At 40.5% G+C, this 24,408-nt stretch carries 22 protein-coding genes and 1 pseudogene; 2 read left to right on the top strand and 21 right to left on the bottom strand.

Annotated elements, in window-relative coordinates; genetic code table 11:
- Window positions 1–357: 357 nt before the first annotated feature.
- Together JOD18_RS07760 and JOD18_RS07755 are read right to left on the bottom strand one after the other, a co-directional pair.
- Complete coding sequence (locus JOD18_RS07760) at window positions 358–714, bottom strand: hypothetical protein (protein WP_204668385.1); 357 nt, start codon at window positions 712–714, stop codon at window positions 358–360.
- Between the two features lie 182 nt (window positions 715–896).
- Complete coding sequence (locus JOD18_RS07755) at window positions 897–2,564, bottom strand: methyl-accepting chemotaxis protein (RefSeq protein WP_204668384.1); 1,668 nt, start codon at window positions 2,562–2,564, stop codon at window positions 897–899.
- A 352-nt stretch (window positions 2,565–2,916) separates the two neighbouring features.
- Here JOD18_RS07755 and JOD18_RS07750 point away from each other — a divergent pair, with 352 nt between their 5' ends.
- Complete coding sequence (locus tag JOD18_RS07750; protein WP_420827788.1) at window positions 2,917–3,750, top strand: YitT family protein; 834 nt, start codon at window positions 2,917–2,919, stop codon at window positions 3,748–3,750.
- A 77-nt stretch (window positions 3,751–3,827) separates the two neighbouring features.
- On the top strand, window positions 3,828–4,139 hold the full coding sequence (locus JOD18_RS07745; protein ID WP_239587988.1) for a helix-turn-helix domain-containing protein: 312 nt from the start codon (window positions 3,828–3,830) through the stop codon (window positions 4,137–4,139).
- On the opposite strand, the gene JOD18_RS07740 is transcribed toward JOD18_RS07745, so the two are convergent.
- From JOD18_RS07740 to JOD18_RS07655, 19 genes and pseudogenes are all read right to left on the bottom strand, one after another.
- Entirely contained in the window at window positions 4,043–4,795 is a 753-nt protein-coding gene (locus JOD18_RS07740; protein WP_204668381.1) for a CorA family divalent cation transporter, read from the bottom strand. The genes JOD18_RS07745 and JOD18_RS07740 overlap by 97 nt on opposite strands.
- A 31-nt stretch (window positions 4,796–4,826) precedes the next feature.
- Complete coding sequence (locus JOD18_RS07735; RefSeq protein WP_204668380.1) at window positions 4,827–5,759, bottom strand: aminoglycoside phosphotransferase family protein; 933 nt, start codon at window positions 5,757–5,759, stop codon at window positions 4,827–4,829.
- 17 nt (window positions 5,760–5,776) lie between these two features.
- Window positions 5,777–7,795, bottom strand: coding sequence for an ABC transporter ATP-binding protein (locus JOD18_RS07730; protein ID WP_204668379.1), 2,019 nt, complete (start codon window positions 7,793–7,795; stop codon window positions 5,777–5,779).
- A 2-nt stretch (window positions 7,796–7,797) separates the two neighbouring features.
- On the bottom strand, window positions 7,798–9,540 hold the full coding sequence (locus JOD18_RS07725) for an ABC transporter ATP-binding protein (RefSeq protein WP_204668378.1): 1,743 nt from the start codon (window positions 9,538–9,540) through the stop codon (window positions 7,798–7,800).
- A 663-nt stretch (window positions 9,541–10,203) separates the two neighbouring features.
- A complete protein-coding gene (locus JOD18_RS07720; RefSeq protein WP_420827786.1) occupies window positions 10,204–10,335 on the bottom strand; it encodes a hypothetical protein in 132 nt (43 codons plus the stop codon).
- 177 nt (window positions 10,336–10,512) lie between these two features.
- Window positions 10,513–11,514 (bottom strand): histidinol phosphate phosphatase domain-containing protein, encoded by a 1,002-nt coding sequence (locus JOD18_RS07715; RefSeq protein ID WP_204668377.1) that lies wholly within the window; start codon window positions 11,512–11,514, stop codon window positions 10,513–10,515.
- Entirely contained in the window at window positions 11,486–12,304 is an 819-nt protein-coding gene (locus JOD18_RS07710) for a DeoR/GlpR family DNA-binding transcription regulator (RefSeq protein WP_338029504.1), read from the bottom strand. Before JOD18_RS07710 ends, JOD18_RS07715 begins: the two co-directional genes overlap by 29 nt.
- Before the next feature lie 13 nt (window positions 12,305–12,317).
- Window positions 12,318–13,331, bottom strand: coding sequence for an ABC transporter ATP-binding protein (locus JOD18_RS07705; protein ID WP_204668375.1), 1,014 nt, complete (start codon window positions 13,329–13,331; stop codon window positions 12,318–12,320).
- 2 nt (window positions 13,332–13,333) lie between these two features.
- Window positions 13,334–14,185, bottom strand: coding sequence for an ABC transporter permease (locus JOD18_RS07700; RefSeq protein ID WP_204668374.1), 852 nt, complete (start codon window positions 14,183–14,185; stop codon window positions 13,334–13,336).
- Window positions 14,182–15,021 carry an ABC transporter permease gene (locus JOD18_RS07695; RefSeq protein WP_204668373.1) on the bottom strand — a complete coding sequence of 280 codons (840 nt, stop codon included), beginning with the start codon at window positions 15,019–15,021 and terminating at the stop codon, window positions 14,182–14,184. Before JOD18_RS07695 ends, JOD18_RS07700 begins: the two co-directional genes overlap by 4 nt.
- Window positions 15,018–15,866, bottom strand: a complete 849-nt coding sequence (locus JOD18_RS07690) for an alkaline phosphatase family protein (protein ID WP_204668372.1) — start codon at window positions 15,864–15,866, stop codon at window positions 15,018–15,020. The genes JOD18_RS07695 and JOD18_RS07690 overlap by 4 nt, the downstream gene beginning before the upstream one ends.
- Window positions 15,856–16,959, bottom strand: coding sequence for an ABC transporter substrate-binding protein (locus tag JOD18_RS07685; RefSeq protein ID WP_204668371.1), 1,104 nt, complete (start codon window positions 16,957–16,959; stop codon window positions 15,856–15,858). The genes JOD18_RS07690 and JOD18_RS07685 overlap by 11 nt, the downstream gene beginning before the upstream one ends.
- A gap of 417 nt (window positions 16,960–17,376) precedes the next feature.
- Window positions 17,377–17,709, bottom strand: a pseudogene (locus JOD18_RS07680) (cupin domain-containing protein); the annotation flags it as partial.
- A 268-nt stretch (window positions 17,710–17,977) separates the two neighbouring features.
- Window positions 17,978–19,609 (bottom strand): ribosomal protection-like ABC-F family protein, encoded by a 1,632-nt coding sequence (abc-f, locus tag JOD18_RS07675; protein ID WP_204668370.1) that lies wholly within the window; start codon window positions 19,607–19,609, stop codon window positions 17,978–17,980.
- 339 nt (window positions 19,610–19,948) lie between these two features.
- The gene (locus JOD18_RS24770; RefSeq protein ID WP_338029503.1) at window positions 19,949–20,065 is read right to left on the bottom strand and encodes an RAxF-45 family protein; all 117 of its coding nucleotides are present in this window, start codon (window positions 20,063–20,065) and stop codon (window positions 19,949–19,951) included.
- Window positions 20,066–20,702: 637 nt separating this feature from the next.
- A complete protein-coding gene (locus JOD18_RS07670) occupies window positions 20,703–21,404 on the bottom strand; it encodes a LutC/YkgG family protein (protein WP_204668369.1) in 702 nt (233 codons plus the stop codon).
- On the bottom strand, window positions 21,404–22,828 hold the full coding sequence (locus tag JOD18_RS07665) for a LutB/LldF family L-lactate oxidation iron-sulfur protein (protein ID WP_204668368.1): 1,425 nt from the start codon (window positions 22,826–22,828) through the stop codon (window positions 21,404–21,406). Before JOD18_RS07665 ends, JOD18_RS07670 begins: the two co-directional genes overlap by 1 nt.
- Window positions 22,797–23,561 carry a (Fe-S)-binding protein gene (locus JOD18_RS07660; RefSeq protein ID WP_204668367.1) on the bottom strand — a complete coding sequence of 255 codons (765 nt, stop codon included), beginning with the start codon at window positions 23,559–23,561 and terminating at the stop codon, window positions 22,797–22,799. Before JOD18_RS07660 ends, JOD18_RS07665 begins: the two co-directional genes overlap by 32 nt.
- Before the next feature lie 62 nt (window positions 23,562–23,623).
- A complete protein-coding gene (locus tag JOD18_RS07655) occupies window positions 23,624–24,337 on the bottom strand; it encodes a FadR/GntR family transcriptional regulator (RefSeq protein WP_204668366.1) in 714 nt (237 codons plus the stop codon).
- Window positions 24,338–24,408: the final 71 nt, after the last annotated feature.

The following is a 24,408-nucleotide window of genomic DNA, read 5'->3' as shown; positions in this document are numbered from 1 at the left end:
CCTCATGCATCGAACGGTATGTTGGCTACTCACCAAAAAAAGGTTTTCTCATTAGGGTATAGTGAGAAAACCTTCTGTGCTTTTTCTAATAGAATATATTTCTTAAATGACAATCCTGCCTCCGCTAGTGCATCGCATAAAATAGGCAGAAAAGCTGAAGCCATATCGTGAATCTTTAGGATCTCTTTCACTGTAGAGTTCGACAATCTTTCCGTATAACTCCCTGATGTATTAATGTTCTTTTGATTGGTGAACTGAGGAAGCCTGTCATCGGCTTATTTCCCTCCACCCAAACAGGCAGTTGCTGCTTTTTTTATAGTAGATATGCCCATGTTCACATTCTCTTGGCCTTCTATCTTATCTACTTGCCTCTTCCTGTAAATAGGCCAAAACAGATTCTTTGGTACTGCTCATATCCGCATCCACCAACGCCTTTAACCGGAAAGAGTCTTCTAATGCTTTCACTAATCTCTCTTTTGAAGAATAAGGTGTATTCTCGATGTTTACCGCTAGTCCAATGGCAGAAATGTCTTCGTGATAAAGACCATGTTCATGTGACAAATTAACTATTTCTTCCGTTAAAGAGGCAACCAAACGCTCTAAAGGAAGGTGCACTATTCGAGAGGCAATTGTTTCTCCAAACTCATTAATAATTGAAATCGTACTCTCATTCCTTTGATATTTTGCAAGAAAGGCCTGCATGACCGATTTCACTCTCCTTATAGTTGAAGTTAACGAAATAGAAACAAGAACTACCTTTCATCTAAAAAAATGCATTAAACTTCCCTATCATTATAGCATGTTTTCGCCTAAAATAGAAATATTGAGCATCCTTTTCCAATAGTGATAGATTGTCTTAAGGCTGTAAAAGAATTTCTCTTTTCTCTCTCCTTTCACTATACCTTAAATTTCTGTGACTCTGATTGCAGCTCTTGAGCAGTAGAACTTAATGAAGCAGCGACCTGTGCCACTTCATTCATGGTAGCGGACTGCTCTTCCATGGCGGCTGCAATGGTATCAATATTACCTGAAGTTGTTTGTGCACCTGTAGAGATTTCTGCAACAGAAGCAGAAACTTGCTCCGCAGTTGCTGAGATTTCTTGAATTTGACTTGTCATACCATCAACTGCTCCGGCAATCGATTCAAAAGACTCGCCTGCTCGTTCAATAACTTCCACTCCATCTTTAACTGAAACAAGAGAACTCTCTACAGCGCGTTCTACATTTTCTGTATCATTTTTAATTTCCGTGGTTAGTTGTACTATACTATTGGCAGAATTCTTTGACTCTTCTGCAAGTTTACGCACTTCATCTGCCACAACGGCAAAGCCCTTACCATGCTCCCCTGCACGGGCAGATTCTATTGCTGCATTCAATGCCAATAAGTTGGTTTGATCGGTAATATCAGTAATCACCTGAGTGATCTTTTCAATTTCTTCTGTTTGTTCGGAAAGCTTTTGAACTAGGCCATTCACAGTAGTAGTTGACCCATTAATAACATCCATTTGCTGTCGAGCATGAAGAATAACTTGTGTCCCATTCTGTGCTACTTCACTTGTTTCATTCGAAGATGAATGCAGCATTTGAGAAGCCTCGGCGATCCGCTGTACCCCTTGTGCCGTCTCATCCATGGCAGCAGCACTTTCATTAGCTGCACGTGCAGAGGTTTGTGAAGTTTCTGCGGTATCAGCTACCTGAGTAGTCACATCTTCTGTTGTTACCGATACCTCTTCTGCACTCGCAGACAGCTGTTCAGAAGAAGAACCTACCCGTTCCGCATTCGTTTGAATATTGACTATTAACTTGCGGGTATTATTTTTCATATCATTAAAAATAGCACCCAACTTACCTAATTCGTCTTTAGATGAGATGACAATATCTTCTCCTGATAAATCACCTTCACCAATTACTTCGGCAGCATTCATCACATGTAATAACGGCCTGGTGATAGATTGTCGAACAAAAAATATTAAACCTATTCCAATCAATATACTAACACCTAAAACAGACAAAGTCGCTATTTGAGCAGTGATCATTGTAGTGTCAATTTCTTGATCAATCTCGTCCATTTGTCCTTTTTGAAAGTCTTCCATTGCCTGTGCTGCTTCAAACATATTCTCATTGACCTCTTGAACAGTTGAGTTAACAAATGCTGTTGCCTGTTCTATCTCGCCATTTTCCACAGCGGCGATAATATCAGGCATGATTTCATTGAACTCATTATTCGGAGTATTTGCCTGTTCCCAGTATGACCTCATTTCTTCTGAGGAAACGTACTCTTCCAATGTGATTAAGTCCTCATCAATCTCCGCGGCAATTGCCACTAGTTCTTGTTTATGTACTTCTGCTTCCGGCTCTAAAATCATCGCTCTAACTTGAAGAGCCTGCATCGCAACGCCATAACGAATATTTTCGATGAGAAGAAGCTGTTCCAAGCGATAATCCATCGCTTCCTCTACTCTATTCTCAATCTTTTTTAAATTAAAAATACTACTCCCTACAGATACAGCTAATAACACAATTAGCAGTATAAAAGATATATTTAATTTTTTCCCTACACTCAATTAATATCCCCTCTTTTCTCTTGTCTGACATTTCTTGTTGATTCTGCTCGATACATCATACACCTTGTGACTATTATACCATATTTCACCTAAATTCCCAGTAAAATAAAGGATTTTAGAACTAAATTAATGCGACTAGAAAAACAAAACTCGTATAAAATTCCTAAAGCACTAGATGATTAGTCTTTTTGACTTATAAAAAGGACTGTGTCTTCCTCTAATAACCAAAGTACCATGTATCCACAAGGGTTTTACAGACAATTCACACCATGATAAAATAGTGAAATGACAAAAAATTCATATAGATAGAGGGTAAACAATGGGAAAAAAATCTGACAAAAAATTACTGACGATGCGGATTATTCGCGGGATTATGGTAGCTATCGGGGGCTTTATTACCGCCTATGGTTTAGAAGCTGTCTTAATCCCAAACAACGTATCAGATGGCGGAGTTACAGGGCTGAGTATTGTCGGTTCGCAATGGACAGGCCTCCAATTAGGGATACTGATTACACTTTTGAATATTCCGTTTATTATTTTAGGATATAAACAAATTGGCAAAAGTTTTGCTATTTATTCGATTATTGGTATTGCCACACTGGCCATCAGCACCAACTTGATGCACCATATTCCAACGATTGTGCAAGGGGACACATTACTTGTTACCGTTGTCGGCGGAATTATCATCGGTTTCGGCATGGGGCTGGCACTTAGAAATGGCGGGGCATTAGACGGAATCGATATGCTGGCGGTTCTCCTCGCGAAAAGATTACCATTTGGTACAAGTGACTTAATTCTTTTCCTAAATATGTTTGTCTTTATCATCGTATCTACTGTCTTTGGTTTCCAAGGAGCGATTATGTCTGCTATCGCCTATTTTATTGCTTCGAAGGTCATCCACATTATTGAAGAAGGTTTAAGTGGTACAAAAACATTTACCATTATTACAGACAAACCAGAAGAATTGGCGCAAACGATTTATGAACGCCTCCAACGAGGTTCTACCTTTAAAACGGTACAAGGCAGTTACTCCAAAGAAGATTTTCAAGAGGTCTCTTGTGTCGTCAACCGCTTAGAAGAAAGTAAAATGAAAGAAATTATCCAAGAGATTGATCCCAAGGCCTTTGTTACGATTGTAGACGTATCAGAAGTACGCGGCGGCAACTTTACCAAACATGTACATTAACACAAACAGCCCCTGCTCACGATGATATGATCCCCCCATAGTAGACAGAAAAAAGAAAGCACGTTAATCTGTCTACTATGGGGGGATTTTTTGTGGGAAAGAAACGAAAAACTTATAATATTGACTTTAAGAAGAAAGTTGTTAACCTTCATCTCAAAGATGGGATGGGTTATAACACAATAGCTAGAGAAATGAACATTGATAAAAATCAAGTAAGAAGATGGGTTAACCACTTTAAGGCTGAGGGAATAAAAGGACTTGAGGAAAAACGAGGTAGGGCAAGAGGAGTTGGTCAAGGCAGATCAAGAACCCGTCCTGAAAATCCTGATGAAAAGATCAAACGCTTAGAAGCAGAGAATGAAATGCTAAAAAAGCTCTTAAGGAAGTGAAAGGAGGAATGGATGTAGAAGCGCTGCTGCTCTGTTTTAGCAAAGTTCCCCTCTTGTTTCAAATGTTGAATTAATTCCAGCATGGGTAACATCACACGCTTCAGCTTGATCAGAACAGAACGAATTTGAAAAACATCATCCATTAAGTATTTATCCATCGTATCATTCACATGGCGATCTTCAAAGGAGAAGACTTGATCTTCTACTTCATGTACATAGTCAAAATACTGATCAATAATCTTATCTAAAATAAGCAATGCCATATCCACAGGCTCCATATCTGACGGATGGACGGATGACAAAGCTTGCTGGACATCCTCTAAGTAATCAAGTGATTCATGGTGGTAAGTAATAAGCAGGTTATGCTTCATCAATACATTAATGGGCTTGGCACGGTAATCTTTTTCATGAATGGCATGATAGACAAGAATTTGATAGTCTTGATAATCTTTAAACTTCGGCCGCGGTACAGTCTGTACAATATCCTCCATTACTAGGTGATCAAAGCCGAATTTCGAGGTTAATAACTCGCTTTCCTCTAATGTAGGCTGGGCCATATCATACCAAACAAAAGGAACATCCTCTGGAATGTCAGCTTCTTCAGCTACCTTTTCCCATTCCTTTTTCACCGTTTGATACCTTATGGTTATCGGCATGTGACCCCTCCTTACCTGCATTCTTTCCAACTTATATACCCTTTAATTCACCTAATAAATCCCTTTTTACCTCCTCACGTTCTTTCACGGTCATTTGATCATATAACAATTGTTCGATACATTCTGCACTATCTTCCAGTTTACGCCTTCCTTGATAGAACGAAAGAGAAACGGCGTTCACCTGATACTCCGAATGGACTTCTTGATACTGCTTTAGAAAAGTAGAGAAATAAGGTTTATTTACAAGTGCAAATAAATCTGCCTCGACAGGCGCTAGTTTCATCCCTTCCCAATCAATCACAATCAATCGGCCATTCTTCTGCATCAAGTTCCAGTAGTGCAAATCGGTATGACATAGAACCAGCTTAGGTGGTTTTTCCTTCAAGAGCTCAGCAAGCTGCGTAACTTTTGTAAACAGCTCACACAGCGAAGACAAATACGGCTGGACCAGCTGCTGAACTTCTTCCGATAGGTTTCCATTAAACAGATCACTATATAGATTAACAAATGGCACATGAAAATCTTCTTTCAGCGCTGCCGTTTGGACAGGAATATCCTGACCATAACGATGAAGTTCCCTGACAAACCATGAGAATTGATTAATCTCTAAAGAAGTCAGCTCCCGGCTGCCAATCGTTTCTCCCTCAATCAATGGATACAATAGATATACATGCTGTGCATCTTGACAGCTGTATTTTCCCTCCACCGTCATAATCGGCATAATCATTGCTTCCTGCAAAGCTGTATGCTGGTACAGCCATGCAGTAATCGGAAGGTAATCATCCATCCGTTTGACCAAACCAGCTGTAGAGGCTCGATTTTTTTCATAAGCTTTAAGAAAATAATGACGGTCATGAGCTGAGACGTGAAAAGCAAGAGCAGACCAGCCTCCTTCCGCCTGCTCTGCCTCTGCATGCTCCAACCTATAGTATTGGTTTACTATTTGTTGAATAACCTGATACATACTAAGCAGTCCTCCTGCTAAGATATATTTTGCTTACTTTTGCCAAGCTGCATTTGATACATCCGGAAATATTCGCCTTCTTCCGCTAATAAGGAGTGATGGTTGCCCTTTTCAATAATCTCCCCATGATGCAAAACAAAAATTTGATCAGCCTGTTGAATCGTCGACAGACGGTGCGCAATTACCAATGTTGTTCGGCCTTGTTTCAGTACCTTTAACGCCTCTTGAATCATACCTTCTGTCTCTGTATCAATGTTAGCAGTAGCCTCATCTAAGATAAGAATTGCCGGATTAAAAGCCAAAGCTCTTGCAAAAGAGAGTAATTGACGCTGTCCCGTTGAAAATTCATTCCCTTTTTCTTTTACTGGCTGATCATACTTCTTAGGCAGCTTTTCGATAAATTTATCCGCTCCTACCGCCTTTAAGGCAGATATTGCCGCTTCCCGGCTGACTCCTGGGTCATTCATTGTAATATTGGATATCACCGTGCCGGTAAAGATAAACGGATCTTGCAGCACAATCCCAATATGCTGCCTGATTTGTTGTTTGGCATAGTTACGCGTATTTTCACCATCAATCAGAATCTGTCCCTTTGTTGGGTCATAGAACCGGAATAGCAGATTCATGATTGTGCTTTTTCCAGATCCGGTATGCCCGACAAATGCCGCGGTTTGACCAGGTTCAATGGTGAAATTGACATCTTTCAGTACATAGTCTTCTTTCTCATAAGCAAAGGAAACATGATCAAACACCACTTTGCCCTGATAACGGTGAATCGCCTCGTTATTCATGTCTTCCGGCTCCTCATCCAATAAATGAAAAACCCTTCCGCCCGAGGCCCTTGCTTGCTCTAACTGCTCTAATTGGCTGACCATCTGATTCATCGGTTCAAATACACGGTTGATTAAATCAACCAACGCATACAGCAATCCTGCGGAAACAAGCGCAGTACCATCTAACGCCACATTGCCAAAATACAAAATAAAGACCACAAAGCCGATATTACGCAACAAATCCACCAAATTAAAAGAAGTCATCGCATTAAAGGTGTTCATCTTCGTCTGATAGGTACGCTGTTTTTCATTTAATTGTTCAAATTCGCCAAGCATCCGTTCTGTCTGATCATAGGCTTGGATCATTGGCATCCCTTGAATCGATTCATTAATATTAGCATTAATATTACTGTTCGTTTCACGAATAACACGATTATAATGACCGCCAATCTTCTTATACACTCGCATCCAGATGATCAATAACGGTATTAATACCAGTGCAATCAAACCAACCTTGACATCTAAGATAAATAAAGCAATAAAGATACCAAACATATAGATACTGCCTGAGGCAAATACCTCCAGCACCTTTACATAAAGTTCCCGGATTGCTTCGGTATCATTGGTTACTCTGGCCAGAATTCTCCCTGCCGGCTGATCCACAAAATATTTGATTGGCAGCCGTTGAATATGATGAAAGACATCCTTCCTCATTTTCTGAATAATTCGATTCGAGGCAAATTGTAACAAATACGTTTTATAGTAAACAAATACCGATGCAATTAAAATCAAACCGATATAAAGTGCTAACAAGCCGACAATCGGCATTATTTCATTTTGAAAAAAGTTAAACACTTGTGCAGTTGATAACTGCTGACCAGTTATCTCGATTGTTCCCTCTTGATGACGTAAGATCACTTGTGAGCCGTCCGCCTCCACAAAGGCCGCATCCAACGGCACTTGCCCGTCTAACAAATAATAACGCAAGCCATCTTGAAAAAGTGTAACCATCGGTCCTTCCTGATCAGTTCGGTCAACACGCTGATAATGCTGGCCTTCCCATTCTACTCCCTCATCACTTTCTACTAATACATATTGATTGGCCACACCGATAATATGCTGATCAATCAGTCGTTTCGCAATGAATGGACCTGTTAGTTCCAGCCCTACCGCAACCATCAGGCAGACAAGACCAATAAGAATAGTTTTCTTAAAATGTAAGGCATATTGAAACAAGCGTTTCTCTGTTGTTGGTTTTTTCATTCCTATTCACCTTCTTCCATCTGTTGAATCAGGAATTGATGGTAGTACCAGCCACGTTCCTGCATTAACATTTGATGTGTACCATGTTCTTGGATCTCACCATCTTCTAGAACAATAATTTGATCAGCATGTGTAACGGCTGATAAGCGGTGCGCTACAATAATCGTTGTCTTACCTGCCCGTTCTTGCTTCAGATGATCAATAATATTGGCTTCTGTCTTGCCGTCTACGGCTGATAAGGAATCATCCAGTATCAGAATCTCCGGGTCACGAATCAGCGCCCTTGCCAATGATACACGCTGTTTTTGTCCGCCAGACAAGGTGACACCACTCTCGCCGACCATTGTTTCCAAGCCAGCGGGTAAGTTTTCAATATCATTCCGCAATGCCGTTCTTTCTAAAATTTGATAGACTTCTTCATCCGTTGCATTGGGATTCCCAAACAAAATATTCTCTTTCACAGTTTTTGAGAAAAGAATGTGATCTTGCGGCACATATCCAATCCAATTACGCGTCTTACGCAAGGGAATATCTTGAATCGCTGCTCCGCTAATGACCAATTCTCCTTGGTCTGCTGCAGGATATTCCTTCAGCAGCTGCTTTACCAGCGTCGTTTTCCCTGCCCCAGTCAAGCCAACCACGCCAATTGTTTCCCCACTTTTGATCTCTAAATTTATATTTCTCAGTGAAGGCTTATCGGCCGTTGGATATTCAAAGGTAAGGTTGCGGAAAGATATCGTTTCCGGTTTTACTACTTCAGCTGGATATTCCGGATCCTTCACATCTGCCTTTTGGCGCAGCACATTCTGAATTCGATCAAGTGAAGCATTTCCACGCTGCATAACATTAATCAATTCACCTACAGCAAACATCGGCCAAATCAGCATCCCTAAATAAATATTGAACGATACCAGCTGCCCCATGGTAATATCTCCATTAATAATCAGATAGGAACCATACCCTAAGCCAATCGTATAAGATACACCAACCAAAATCTTGATCGTTGGTTCGAACAGGGCATCCAGCCGGGCCACAGCGATATTTTTCTGGAATACTTCCTCTGCCTTATCATTAAAGCGTTGTTCATCTTGCTTTTCTTGTACAAAGGCTCGAATCACTCGTACTCCTTGAATCGATTCCAATGTATTATTATTTAAATCACTAAACAGTGCCTGTGCTTCCATAAAGCGCTCATGAATCTTGGCACCGTACTTCTGCATAATATAAGCCATAATCGGCAAAGGCAGTAATGTGGCAAGTGTTAATTTCCAATCAATAATTATAAACATAATCCCGATAATAAAGGCCATAAAGACCGTTGAATCAATTAATGTCAGAATACCGAAGCCTGCCGTTGCAGCTACTGCACGCAAATCATTGGTTGACCTTGCCATTAAATCACCTGTACGATAGCGCCCATAAAAAGTTGGCGTCATTTTCATAAAATGATTCATTAAACGCGAGCGCATCTTCCGCTCTAATAAGATCGCCCTGCCAAACAAAGTATGACCCCAATAGATGGAAAGAAGATAAATAATAACCAGCAAACCGATAAACAACCAAATAGCATGCATCAGCTTCTCACTTGTCAATTGATTAGATTGAATTCCATCAATAACATCTCCGACAATCATTGGAGGAAGTGCAAATAAGATACTTGAGACGATGATAGCGACGATTGCTAGGGTATAACGCACCCATTGTTCTTTAAAATACCATGATAATTTCTTCATTACACTAAACATAGATAATTCCTCCCTTACACTCTTTTTTCCTCTAAAGTCTGGACAAGTAATCGCATTCAATTCTAGAGAATGGGTGATGACAGCCGGAATCCATTATTTGCTTAAGGAATAAAAAACACACCTGACCGTGGCCAAGTGTGTGGTATCCTTATTCAAAAGGTTAAGCCGCGTCTATCTTTTATTCACGCGACACCTATATAAAACATCCTCGATTATCAGCACAGAAAATGCAAAAAAGTCAACAGTCCTCTGATGCGGTCACGTGTTTCCCATTATTCAGTTGGATGAATGTATTACCTGCTTGTTTTAACATGTCAACGTGACCTCCTTTTGCTTATTTCCTTTATACTTACAGAAGTATACCCTTTCACAAGCCAGATTGCAATATAGAATTTTATTTTTTTATTATTAAATTCCGAACACTAGGTCGTCCCTGCTTATCTCCCGTAGAAAAGAGCTATTCAAAAAAATGACGATTTAAAAAATTGGAGCACCCTATCTAATGGGAAAATTTGAACGTTTTGTTGGTTCTACCTTTTAGGAAAATCATAAGGATAGCTTGTGTGGTTACTTCTAGCATTTGAACTACCCCCACTTATCAACCCTAATGGCTGCTTGAAGTGGGGGATTCCTAAGAACACCAACCCATCGGTCAGTTATGGATTAGGCTAGCTCCGCAGTCCCTGCGGTTAATCGTAATGCTTCCTTACGAAGATTGATACTTGCGTTCCAATCTCTCTGGTGATGGCATTGACATATGTCACACGTCCATTCACGAAAAGCAAGTTGTTTCACGTCTTGGTAATCAAAAACCTCCCCTTGCCCTTAAGCGATTCATCTCCCTCTTACCGCCTGAGTGATACCCTTCTTGCGCTTGAAGAGGGAGTTTTCTCGCCTATTTCTGATAAAATAAGCTGCTGGGCTTATTTATCAGCAACTCAGCAGCTTACCTTTTTGTTGATTAACCGAAGTTTAATCTTCTATGGAAACCAGCTTCCTTACCCGTTTATCAAATACAGCGATTTCGTATATTTCCCTCTCTTTTAACCTAGCCTGAATGTGATCGGCAAAAATACCAATATCATGAGGAAAATGAGAATCAGATGATGTGGTAAACACTACACCTTCTGCCGCTAAAATATCGAGAAAGGCATCACTAGGGCACATCTCTTGCACTGGGTAGCGGTAATAAAGGCCTGGGTTAATTTCAGTCGCTACATTTGCTTCCTTCAGTGCTTGTGCTACTGCCAGATAAATATCTGACAGCAAGGCTTCATCTGGACGGTGATTAAACACCTTAAGATTATCCAGGTGGGCGATAATATCAAACAACCCGCTGGCTGCCGCCTTTTTGACCGTTTCGAAATGATTTTTATACAAATCCAGCAAGTCATATGCTTGAAATTTAGATTGCAAGCCTGGGTTATCAAAGCCCCAGCCATCATAAAAATGGACAGAACCAATCACATAATCAAAAGGGTAAGGCTGCAGCAACGCTTGAAGCTGTGCCTCTCCGCCTACAAAATAATCTGCCTCTATGCCCAATTTTAATTCTATGCCATGTGCGTTCCATTTTTCTTTTTGTCCTTCGATAAAATCGACAAATTCCGGCAAACTGTGGGTCATTACACAGTCAAGCCAATGTTGTTGAGCAACACCAATCTCCTCTGACTCGACATCGATATATTGTTCAAAATAGTCTCTTGTCTCCGTGAACCGGTATAAATGATCCACGATACCTACTACCTTTAAGTCTCTCTGTTTCGCACGCTCTAGATAAAAATCCAGCCACCACTCCGAATATTCTGTCTTCTCCATCCGCTGTTGAACCTGTGTCAACATATCTGTAAACCATTCCTTTGTATGGCGCTTCGCTTTTAGTGGTGCAAAATGCTCGAGAGACTGTGTAATTTTTGCTACCTCTTTGTGAGTATACGGCCCTTCTTCAAGATGAATATGGGAATCTACTTTCATGCCAATTCTCCTTTGCCTCAATCCATTTTATATTCTCTAAAGCTTTTTGCTGCCAGCCCTTTGGTTTCGGTTCTGAGCAAATAATAACATCTATCTGATCAAATACAGTCATATTACAAGCAGCGTCTACTCCTATTTTGGAATGATCTGCTAATACAATAATTTCTTTTGCTCTTTTGATCATTTCTTTTGAAACGATCGTCTCATTTAAATCATAATCACTAATTCCATTCTGCAAGGACATACCACCAATCGAAATAAACGCTTGATCAAAGTTAAATTCTCTTAATTGACTGACCGTCATCATCCCTGTTATCGATTGCTGATCAGGATTAAGCTGTCCTCCCAGCATAATTAATTCCCCTTTAAATTCCTCATTTGCTAGTTTCTCAGCAATAATGGCAGCAACAGCTAACGAATGAGTGACAATGGTCAAGCCTACTCGACCTTTTAACATATGAGCCAATTCCAGCACAGTGGTACCAGTATCAATAGCAATGGTAGTCCCATCTGTAATCAGCTGAGAAGCCTCTCTGCCAATGGCTTGCTTCGCTTCCATCATGACGGTCGTCCTTTGTTTCAATGGAGGTTCACCTTGTGGATAACCCATACTTACCGCCCCTCCATAAACACGCTTAGCCAAACCAGTAACAGCTAATTGATCTAAATCTCGCCGGACCGTCTCCATCGTTACTTGAAACGTTTCTGCCAGTTCACTGACTTTTACTTTGTTGTTTGCCTTTAATTCCTCTACGATATATTTCAATCGTTCCTCTGGAAACCATTCCACCTTGTTCACCTCACTAGGAAACTTGTACACACGCTTTGATAGGAATATAGATATGTACCTCTTCCCCTTCTTCAAACTGTTCATTATATTGATATAGTGTGTCGATCTGTATCGTTTGATCAGGCAGGGCTACACGATAGATTAATATATTCCCTGTTACCATTTTCGCAACTACTTTTCCTGTTAAATGATAAGCTTGCTCCTTCTTATCTTCCTCTTCCTGCTGTGAAATCATGATACTCTCTGGACGGATCGCTATATCTTTTTCAAAATGAATGGCATGATTCGTCCATTGTTTAAACATGTTCAGCGGAATAATATTATATGAACCCATAAAGCCGGCGATAAATTTATTGCGCGGCTGAATATACACCTCGTCTGGTGTACCTGTTTGAACTATTTTACCTTGATTCATAACAAAGATTCGGTCGCTTAATATCATCGCCTCTTTTTGATCATGTGTCACAAAAATGGTGGTAATATTTAATTTTCGCTGAATATTTTTGATTTCTTGCTGCAGTGCCTTTCTGATCTTAGCATCTAGAGCACTGAATGGTTCATCCAGCAATAATACTTCAGGTTCCATTACTAAGGAGCGTGATAAGGCCACACGCTGCTGCTGACCACCGGATAATTCATGTGGATACCGGTCGCCCAGCTCCTCTAACCCCATCATCGCCATCATATCTTGGACAATCTTTATGTGCCCTTTCTTTTTTTTCAATTTCAAGCCATAACTGATATTTTGAGTGACGGTCATATTTGGAAATAATGCATAAGATTGAAATACCATTCCTATGCCTCGTTTTCGCGAAGGCAGATGGGTAATATCATGACCATTGACTTTAATTACTCCTGCATCGACATCTGCAATACCAGCTATGGATCGTAACAACGTACTCTTCCCACAACCGCTTTGGCCTAATAACGTAATAAACTCGCCTTTTTCGACAGATAACGAAATATCGTCTAACACTGTTTTATCACCATATTGTTTGACCAATGATTCAATTTCTACATAACTCATGATTATTCTCCTTCCAAATTCGCATTTTGCATGGCTGAAATCGGCATTTCCTGTTTAATAGCTCTTGTTTGTTTCTGTCTTTTTGGAGATTGAAGGTAAAGTAAGAACAGCGTAATCCATACAATGATCGTGTAATAACAAATGACGATCGCACTCGTCAAGTGACCATTCTTGCTTAACTGCTGATATAGATAAATCTGCAAGGTTTCAAATCGCCCTCCAACCAAAAGGTTAGCCAAGGCAAATTCACCAAACAGCATTGATATCGCTAAGAAGGCTGCAGAAAATATACCTTTTTTCATATTTGGCAGCACGACTGTGATAACCGCCTGAAGCTTAGACGCACCAAGCAGTTCAGCAGCTTGAATCATATCCCGAGCATTAATCGTGTAAAGACTGTTACGAATTCCTTGATAAACAAATGGCATAATGATAATGGCATAGATCCCAAACAAAATCCACGGAGTTCCAGCGATATTCACTACATCATTTGCATATAGATTGATCAACCCAACGGCCAAAGCAACCCCCGGAACACTATAAGGCAGCAAAGCGATTGTTTTTAAGGCGCCTTCCCATTTAGGAAAATATAATACAATGGTAATGGTTGCCAGTAATATCACGGCGATGGATAAGATGACAGCAACAGCAATCACAAAAACGGTTCTGCCAAGTGCTTGAAAAAAACGATCATCCTGAAATAATTGTATATACCATTCAAAGGTCCATGATTTCGGCAAAATAGTCGTACTCCATTCACCGGCCAGTGAGTACAATAATGTGCCAACCAACGGCAGCACCAGATAGATTGCCAGAACAACGGAAACAATAATGTGCCATTTTGTACCCTTCAACGTAAATCTCTCCTCACCTTTTTCATAATTTTACTATTTAGCCAAAGGGCTGCTATCATAATGAATGCCAATAATACACCAAATGCACTGGCTAAATTCGGTTGAAGAAAAACATCGCCAGAAATAAGCGAAGCAATCTGAATCGGCATCAAATTATACGTAGAACCTACTAAGGCATTAGCCGTCGCAAAAGCTCCCAATGCATTGGCAATCAAGATCGTGTACGTTCCAATCACACCTGGAAAAAGCAATGGAATCCCAACTTTCCGCCAAAATGTCCAACCCGTTCCACCTAATAGATTAGAGGCATATCTCCATTCATTATTGATCGCCTGATAGGTTGGTAGTAATAGAATAATGGCAAAAGGAATTTGGAAATATATATAGACAACAACTAAACCAACCCAAGAATATAAATCAAAATTTCCAAATACATCCAATCCTAACTGATTAAATAGCAGCGTGAATAACCCATTATTACCTAATAGCACGATAAAAGAGAAAGCTAATGGTATACCTTCAAAATAGGAAGTCATATTGGAAATGGTCGTCATCCATTTGTTACTTCTTTCTGCTAACTGTGAGATTGAATAGCCCCCAATTACTGCAATGACAATGGCTACAGTTGCCGATAATAAAGAAATTTTCAAGCTATTAGATATGGATTGTAAATAGTAGGCATCCGTAAACAATTCTTGATAATGCGTCAAAGTAAAACGCCCATCATCTGTTTGAAAACTCGATATAACCATGTTCAGTGTGGGGAAAAGCAGAAAGCCTAATACTAATAGAGTTAACGGAATCAAACACAGCCATACCTTCCATGATCGTTTCATTCCTTCTCTTCCTCCCCTGTCATTAGAAGTTCTTCCCATGAGGCAGGTAATTTTGGCATGGTTTCTGCCTTGTTTAGCTGCATAAGTTCACACATAAAGGAAGCAAAAGGAAGTTGAGGCAATACTACCTCTTGTACACCTTTACGTGTTTTATTGCTTATGATATATAATGGAACTTTTCGTTCTTCTTCCGTAGTACCACCGTGCTGTCCATACTCTGACATTCCATGATCTGCAGTTACTACCACTTGGTAACCTGCTTGAAGCCAGGAAGGTATTAATTCGGCTAAAATATTATCGACACGCAGGACACTGTCCCGGTATTCACCAGAACGTCCACCATGTTTATGACCTATATCATCAATATTCATCGAATGGATATATAAGAAATCTGGCTGTACTTCCTGTCTTAATGTCTCTCCATCAATCAACAGATGTGAGTCAGGATATGTGTCTTCAAAATAAAACATCCCATTCTGAATAGCCTTATCTGTGTCTAACTGTATCCTGTCTTCTAGATAATGAAATGGTGCTCTATTGTAAAGTTCACTTACCCAATAATAAGAGGCTGTTGCATTCGTCAATCCTGCTTCTTTTGTCATGTGAAATAAACTTTTATGATCGGACAGTCTGATGCTCCCATTAGTGTTAATACCATTGATATAACTTGGAGTCCCGGTTAATAATACTTCATACAATGGACGGGATAAGCTAGGCAATTCGGACAGCACTGCACGGCGCAATGCTTGTCCTTTCTCTGCCAAATGTTCCATATAACCCAATGTTTCGGTCGCTACATCATATCGCAAACCATCAAGTACAACGACAATCAGCTTATTGGACATGAATTAGCACCTCTTTTTGCCATGTTTGTGGTAACTGCTTCGCTGTTTCTTCCCAGGCATTATGGTCTTCCACCGGCTGAGCATTCTTGTATTGTTCTAATGGAATCATTTGCTCTTGCACTTCCTCTGGCAGATCGACATTGTCACGAATTGGACGGGCAAAACCTTTTGCTAAATTAATTTGTCCTTCATCACTTAAGATATATTCACGAGTAAGCATAGCCGCATGTGGATTTGGAGCATATTTGTTCAGAATGGTTGCATAACCGCTGATTACTGATCCTTCTTCTGGTATCACGATTTCATATTGATCTGGGTCTACTGCATCTGCATAACTTAACGCATTGAAATCCCACATAATCCCTACTTTTAATTCACCGGTCTCCATACCAGCTATACTTAAATTGTTAGCTGTACTCAAGTTCCCCTTTTCTGCTAACTCTGCAAAAAAATCAAGTCCTGGCTGTAAGTTTGTTTCATCTCCACCATATGCTATCGAAGCTGCCAGAACAGCCATTTGGCTCTGTGTACCGGTTGTTACATCACCGATCATGACTTGATAATCTCCTTCCAAGAGATCTTGCCATGAAGTCGGAATATCATCGACTTGATTCTTATCTACAATAAAAGCAATCGTTCCTTGATAGCCTACAACCCAATGTCCCTCATCATCTTTAGCCCAGTCCGGAATATCCTCCCAGTAACTTGTTTTATACGGCATCGTTACCCCTTTTTCTTTCGCAATCGGACCAAAAGAAATACCAACATCACCAATATCAGTTGTAGCATTTTCTCCTTCTGACTCCATCTTCGCAATTTCCTCTGCACTGGACATATCCGTATCAACATGATCTAAGCCATATTGTTCCTTCAAATCTTCCCATGTGCCTTGCCAGTTGGCCCAAGTATCCGGCATGCCAACACTGTTCACTTCCCCTTCTTCTGTAGCCTTTTCTTCGATTTCCTCTAATGTTAGATTACTATAATCTGCTGTCTCCTCTGTTGCATTGGTCTCAGAACCACAAGCTGCTAAAGTGATCAAACTCCCACCCAAAATCACTGATTGTAACATATTCTTCCACTTGAAAGTCATTTTGCTTCCCCCTGTTTTCTATTGTTTTATTTTGTATTACTTGGTTTTCAGTTTAAATATCAACTATTAATCTCACATAAACTCAAGGTAAATAGTTTGTTAACAAGCATGAAGCTGAATTTACAATCAAAATCGATAGATATGATGGAAATGAATGAAGGAATTGATAAAGTAAACACAAGATGAAACAGCCTTGGAATTTTTCTGTTTAAAAGCTAGCCATGAAAACTTTAGTTGGCTTCCTAATTTAGTTCATTTTGCATCAATGAACTAAGTGCAGCCAATGGATCAGAGTTTTCGTATAAAAAGAAGCAAAAAAAGCGGCACCTTACCACACGAAGTTGGTTAAGGTGCCGGCCAAAATACTTAAGAGCGATTCATTCATCACCCTGCACTTAGTTAGGTATATGCGCCTTATTAAAGATCGATGTCTCTATTAGCATCTTTAGAATAAATGTAGGAAAATGGTTCATCCAAACCAATGCCTTAGGCTGCTTGTGGTACATAAGCACCCATAAAAAGGTAATCGCCCGCCTGGACTGGAACCCATTCATTATCTAGGTTATACATACCGCGTCCACTTAATACATAGGCACCGTGCTCTTGAACGTGTGTCTCTATGTAGCCGTGTGAAGCCCCTGGCTGGAAGGTAAGAATATGAATATTCATATCATAAGCCATTTCCTTCGGCAGTAAATCTTGTATAGACACCTCCGTCATCCCTTCATAGGATTCCCGTTTCAGCTTGTTCCTGTGCTGTCTCCTTTCTATGTTTTATTCTGTATACGCTAATTCATAGAGTACATCTTCCATACTATTTGTTTCTTTCCTCTTAATTATAGCTGATTCGATTAATAAAAGATTAGCTGTTGGGATAAACTTTGCGAAAAATTGCGAGTCATAACCAGCACCGTACGGCATCACTTTATAATTATTCTCTGCGTTCACGAGCGGTTAAATCTGTTACCATTTCACCGGGTACCACAGTTACAACACTTCGTAATAACCTGATTCATGTTTATTTATTTTCCCACATCTTCTCTCTCGCCCAGCTGTAATTGCCTTCAAAGCCATATAACTGCTGATTGTCAATCCAATAAACTCTGTCAAACAATTGGTCAAGGAAATAGCGGTCATGTGAAACGGCCAGAATCGTTCCGTCATAGTCGGCAAGGGCATCTTCCAGTACTTCTAAAGAATCGATATCTAAATGGTTGGTCGGTTCATCCAAGACAAGGAAATTTGTATCCTGATGCATGATTTGTGCCAGTCGCAAACGCATCTTTTCACCGCCGCTCAGTTGTTTCACTTTTTGAAAAACATCATATCCATAGAATAAAAAGCCAGCTAAGATGTGTCTGGCTTGCCCTTCAGTAACCTTGACTTGATCACGAAAGACTTGGAGCACGGTTTGATCTCCCTGTTCTGTGAACACATGTTGAGATAAATAACCGATCTTCACCCTGCTGCCAATATTGACTTTTCCACTGTCTGGCTCGATTTGCTGCAAAATCAGTTTTAACAGAGTGGATTTGCCAGTACCATTTTCGCCAACAATCGCCTCTTTTTGTTGATAGGTGATATGCATGTTCACCTGTTGAAATAAAAGGCTGTCACCATAACCTTTGGACACATCCTCCAGTATCACTACGTCTTTACCGCTGCGGTTGGCTAATGACATATCCAGATTCATTTTCTTCCGTTCCAAAATGGGACGCTGCAGCTTCTCCATCCGTTCCAAGGCTCGTTCCATATTCCGTGCCCGCTTATGCAGACCAGCATTTGGTGGATTGGCACGATTGGCCCAATCACGCAGGCGTTTAATTGCCTCTTTCATCTTTTTAATTTTATTCTGCTGTTCTTGATATTGCTGGAATTCACGCAATAAACGCTCTTCTTTTTCTTTGATATAATCCGAATAGTTGGTGTGATACTGGTGAAATTCCCCTTCCTCTAATTCCACTATCTGTGTAACGACTTCATCTAAAAAATAACGATCATGGGACACGATAATAACCGTTCCTTGATAGTTCTGCAGAAAATTCCCCAGCCATTCTACGGCTGCCAAATCCAAATGATTGGTTGGCTCATCTAATAAGAGCAGATCTGGATTTTGCAAAAGCATATAGGCTAAGCCTACCTTTGTTCGTTCCCCACCGCTTAGGAGCGCCATCTGTTGATCAATCAGTTCCTTGATTTGCAGACCACTGACTACCTTTCGAATAGCAGCCTCGATTTCATAGCCTCCTTCTGTGAGGAACTGTTCTTGTAATTTACCATATTGATCATATAATTTTTGGAGCCGTTCTTGATTCTCCGGCTCTCCCATTGCTCGTTCCAACTGCTTAAGCTGCTGTTCGATTTCCTTTAACTGTCCAAAGGCAGACTCAAGAATTTGTTGCACGATTGCCTGCTGGTCAAAGTCAGCTATCTGTTTCAAGTAACCAATCTGAGCTCCTTTTTGCCAATGAATTTGCCCGTTATCCGGTGTGTCTTCCCCAGCAAGAAGCTTTAATAATGTGGTCTTTCCACTGCCATTCCGTCCTACTAAAGCAATCCGTTCCTGCTCTTTTATTTCAAAAGAAATCTGTTCAAAAATAGGATTTCCTCCATAATTCTTCGCTACTTGTTGTACACTGCATACGATCATTTTAAACTACCTCCTAATTAGAAAAGCGCAGAACACCCGCTTAAAAACATAGAGACTGGAGCGACGGACTGAGATAAAGGAATCACGATAAGCTTGCGAATCGATGATGACTTATCGCAGGGACCCACTTGTTGACTCCTAGTTTTTGGGTGTTCGGAGCTAGACAACTACTTATACTTTTCTATCTAATAAAAAAAGCCATCGGAAAGAAACACTTCCCCATGGCATGCTAAATCATATTATGTTAATCAACTAAAAAAGAGGAGCATGAAAAGCCCCTCTAATTTGCTCATCTATTATGATGGGTATAGAGATGTTTCACTGTTTTAGTTTTGCTATTTAGTTGTTAAAAAAGGACATACGTATCCCGTTAACAACTAAATCAGCAAATTTTGCACGGTTTAAAAACAAGAATTCCGTCCAAAATCCGTGCACTAAAACAGCTTGATTCAACATCTCTCCACCTCCGTTCTTTGTTCATCTGTTATTTATTTTAAAGGTTTTCATTGATTTTATCAAGAAAAGTTTGAAAATATGGTATATGCTTTATGGAGAAAATTTTCCACTTTTCTGTTAAATGGAATAGCCATTCGATGAAGCTGTTTTCCTCATTTTTTACGTATGTTCGAACACTCTTTTGAATAAATAGTACAGGTTGCTTTGCTTTTCAAGTTAATGAGGGCTTACCTTTTTGTTCCTCCACCTTGATAAAGGCTTTTCTATCGAATCAGCTCCATTTCTTTGCCCTTCTGCCATGCTAAAGAGCCTTTTCAAAACGAATGAATCATCATATATTTTTTTAATCGCTAGACTGCAATCTGCTATACGCAGTGGTTGATTGAACGAAAATCGCAAAGCGCCCTTTTAAAAACGTAGAGATTGGAGCGTCACAACGGAGATAAAGGAAACACGACGACGGAAGGAGTCGATGTTAACTTATCGTAGGGCGTGACTTGAAATCTCCTAATTTTCGGCACTTGGAACTGGACATGGCTATTCTTGCATAAGAATGAATTCATGAAAAATTATATACTTTCTGACCTTACCAGAAGAAAAACCTCCTGCCAAAGTTCAGAAGGTTTCTTTCTATTATTTAATCTACCACAATATAGGTTACCTTCACAGGCCCATGTACACCAACAATTAAATTCATTTCAATATCGGCACTATTACTTGGACCAGTTACAAAGCAGACACTTGACGGTGGTTCAATTCCCTCTTGATGGTTGGCATGGATTTTCTGAGCTGCTTGTGTCATACGCGGGACAATGGTTTCTTTGGGAATAATGGCGATATAACATTTTGGCATTAAACTGATCGATCGTCCATTATCCTTGTTCATCATCAAAGTCACTGTGCCGGATTCCGCAAGAGTAATATCACTAAAGGAAATACCGACATCCGTCCGTTCGGCAATTACTTGATTCTCCTTACCGATCGAGGCATCCCAAATATGGACATCGATCTCCTCGGCAAACTGCTGATAAGCAAGATCTAATCCATATTCCTGATTGCGTTTATCATTAGAAGCAATCAATGATCTGGCTTCATACTTATCCAATACTTCCCGTAATCTTGTCGTTAACTCTTCCTTAGAGGTTCGAACAAAATCGGTATGAATTACCTTACAATGTTCTTGTAATACAGCGATTAAATCCTCAGTAGAATAGTCTTTAAATACCCGGTGCTGCGGCTGTACGGTATACTCTGGGCGGCTCACTCCTTCCCTACGCTGCGGGCGACCAAGGTTGGCTGCGAGTTTATTCAAAAATTTATCTCGATTATGAATAGCCATTATTTTTTCGCCCCCTTTTGATGGTTATGCCACCAAGTACGGAAAGTTTGTTTTCCTGGTGCTGGGAAGTCCCGGACATCTGTCCAGCCCTTTAATGGACCAGGACCATTCTCGACAAATTCCTCATCTGTCCATGGCTTCAGTGCTGTTCTAGCCATTTTTGCACTTAATTTATAAGCTGCTGGATGGGAAGCCCATTGAGCAAAACCTTTCATAGCAATCCGTTCCATTGCAGGTGATCGCTTTTCTTCCTCGACAATAATTTCGCGATGTCGTATTAACAATTCATGTAGCGGAATCTTCACTGGACACGCCTCGGTACAAGCCGCACATAACGAAGAAGCATATGGCAACTCTTTATGATCATCATAACCATCCAATAGCGGTGTTAATACCGCACCGATTGGACCAGGGTAGATCGAATTATAAGCATGACCGCCTACATGACGATATACCGGACAAACATTTATACAGGCGGCACAACGAATACAATGCAAGGCCGATTGAAATTCAGTGCCTAAAATTTTGGAACGGCCATTATCTACGATTACCAGATGATATTCCTCTGGACCATCCACTTCCTCGTCTAAACGGGTACCAGTTATCGCCGTAATATAGCTGGTTAATTTCTGGCCTACTGCCGCTCTCGTCAGTAAACTAACCAAAACCTCCATGTCTTCCCATGTCGGCACAATTCGTTCCATCCCCATCACCGTAATCTGGGTATCTGGCAAGGCAGTAACCATTTCGGCATTGCCTTCATTGGTAACTAAGGTGACTGCTCCTGAGTCAGCAATAGCAAAGTTACAACCCGTAATACCGACATCTGCACTTAGAAACTCCTCACGCAACTGCTGACGGGCAAAGGCAGCCAGTTCCTCTGGAGAATCTGTCTGATCATAGCCTCTTTTTTCAGTAAACGTGTCGCGAATCTGTTGTCTATTTTTATGCAGGGCTGGTGTAACAATATGGGAAGGCGGATCTTCATCTAATTGCAAAATCCATTCCCCTAAATCAGACTCGACCACCGTTGCTCCAGCATTTTCTAAGGCATGGTTTAAACCAATTTCTTCCGTTACCATCGATTTAGTTTTAACAACTTTTTTGGCCTTTTTCTTCTTTATGACATTCTCTACATATTCATTGGCTTCTTCGGCTGTTTCTGCAAAAAAGACATGGACGCCACGTTTCTCCACTTGTTCACTTAATTGATATAAATAATAATCGATATTCTCTAATGTATGTGTACGAATCTCTTCACCTATCTGACGCCAATCCTCCCAATCGCCAAGCACTTCTGCCTGTGTGAGGCGGCCTGTTCGAAATCTGCCTTGAGCGGAAGAAACGGCCTGACGCATAAATTCATTATCAATTCCTTGATCAATCCGGTCATTATAAGGAATATCTCCTATTTTGATACTCATGCCCTTCCCCTCCCTGTTCATGTGTATTTAAGATCTTGGTAATATGAACCACTTCGACATCTTTGCCTTCGCGACGCATTCTGCCACCAATATTCATCAAACATCCCATATCTCCGCCAACCAGGTACTCAGCACCTGTTTCAGATACATGTTGTGATTTCTCCTTCACCATCTCTTGTGATATGACTGCATTCTTGATAGCAAATGTTCCGCCAAAGCCACAACAATCCTCTTTCACTGGCAATTCCACATATTCAATCCCTTCTACATGCTCTAAAAGGGTTTGAGGGGCCTCCTTCACACCAAGCACTCGCGTCATATGGCAGGAAGGATGATAGGTGACTTTCCCTTTAAAAGTAGATCCTACATCTGTTACGCCAAGTACATCGACAATAAATTGGGTAATTTCATAGCTTTTTTCTGCCAATGCAATCGCTTCCTTTTCCCATTCAGGATCCCCTTTAAAAATGTGCGGATACTCTCGCAGCATACCGACACAAGAACCAGACGGGCCTACCACATATTCAGAATCTTTGAAGGCCCTTATCATCTGTTTCATTGCTTTTTTGGCCTCTTGTACATAACCACTGTTATAAGCTGGCTGCCCACAGCAAGTTTGCCCCTCAGGGAAATCTACTTCACATCCCAGTCTTTCCAGTAACTCCACGGAATCTTTTCCCACTTCAGAAAAAACAATATCACTGATACATGTAATAAATAATGAAACCTTCATTGCTCCCACCTCATCTATTTTACTTATATTTATCCAAGCTATTCCACCATACCCCAAACCGCCTACTGCTTATCCAATTCTTGAAACAGCAGCTGCTCCACATTTTCTAAATGCTCGAACATGCGGTCTCTTGCCTGCTTTACTTCTCGGTTCTTAATAGCCTGATAGATACGCTCGTGTTCTTGGAATAGGATATCTGCACGATTTTCGGAATACAATAGAATCCGCCTTGTCTCGCGAATGGTCTCCGACATAAGGTCAGAAACACTGCCCATTAAATGAATGAGTAACTCCATATGAGTTGCCTCTGCAATCGCAATATGAAATTCTATATCCGCCCGTTCTGCGAGTAAATCGTTTCCTTTTGCATCTGCCATTAGTTGAAGTGCTTCTTCCATTCGTTTAAGATCGTTTTCTTGATAACTCATAGCAGCGTAACCTGCCGTCCCCACCTCTAAAATCTTGCGTACCTGATACAATTCTTTTACATCATCCTGTTTCATTAAAAAGGCTGTACTAACAGGCAGTGTAAAACGTTCCGGGTCAAAGTTCTGCACATAGGTACCTTCCCCTTGACGCATTTCCACTAATCCCATCGAACGCAAACCGCTTAAGGCCTCTCTGACTGCTGAACGACCAACACCAAAATGATGGGCCAGCTGTTCCACCGAATCTAGTTTATCACCTGGTTTCAGGTCCCCCTGTCTAATCATATGTATCAATGAATCTGCTACTTGTTCATATAATTTCTCTGATTTAATACGTTTATATTCCATATACTTCACTCCATCTTACTCAAATCTACGAATTCCAAGGAAAACTGACTTTTCCGAGATTCAGCCCAGCA

It is taken from the genome of Gracilibacillus alcaliphilus (genome assembly GCF_016909015.1).
Taxonomy (GTDB): Bacteria; Bacillota; Bacilli; order Bacillales; family Amphibacillaceae; genus Gracilibacillus; species Gracilibacillus alcaliphilus.
This window is presented reverse-complemented; position numbering and strand designations above follow the sequence as displayed.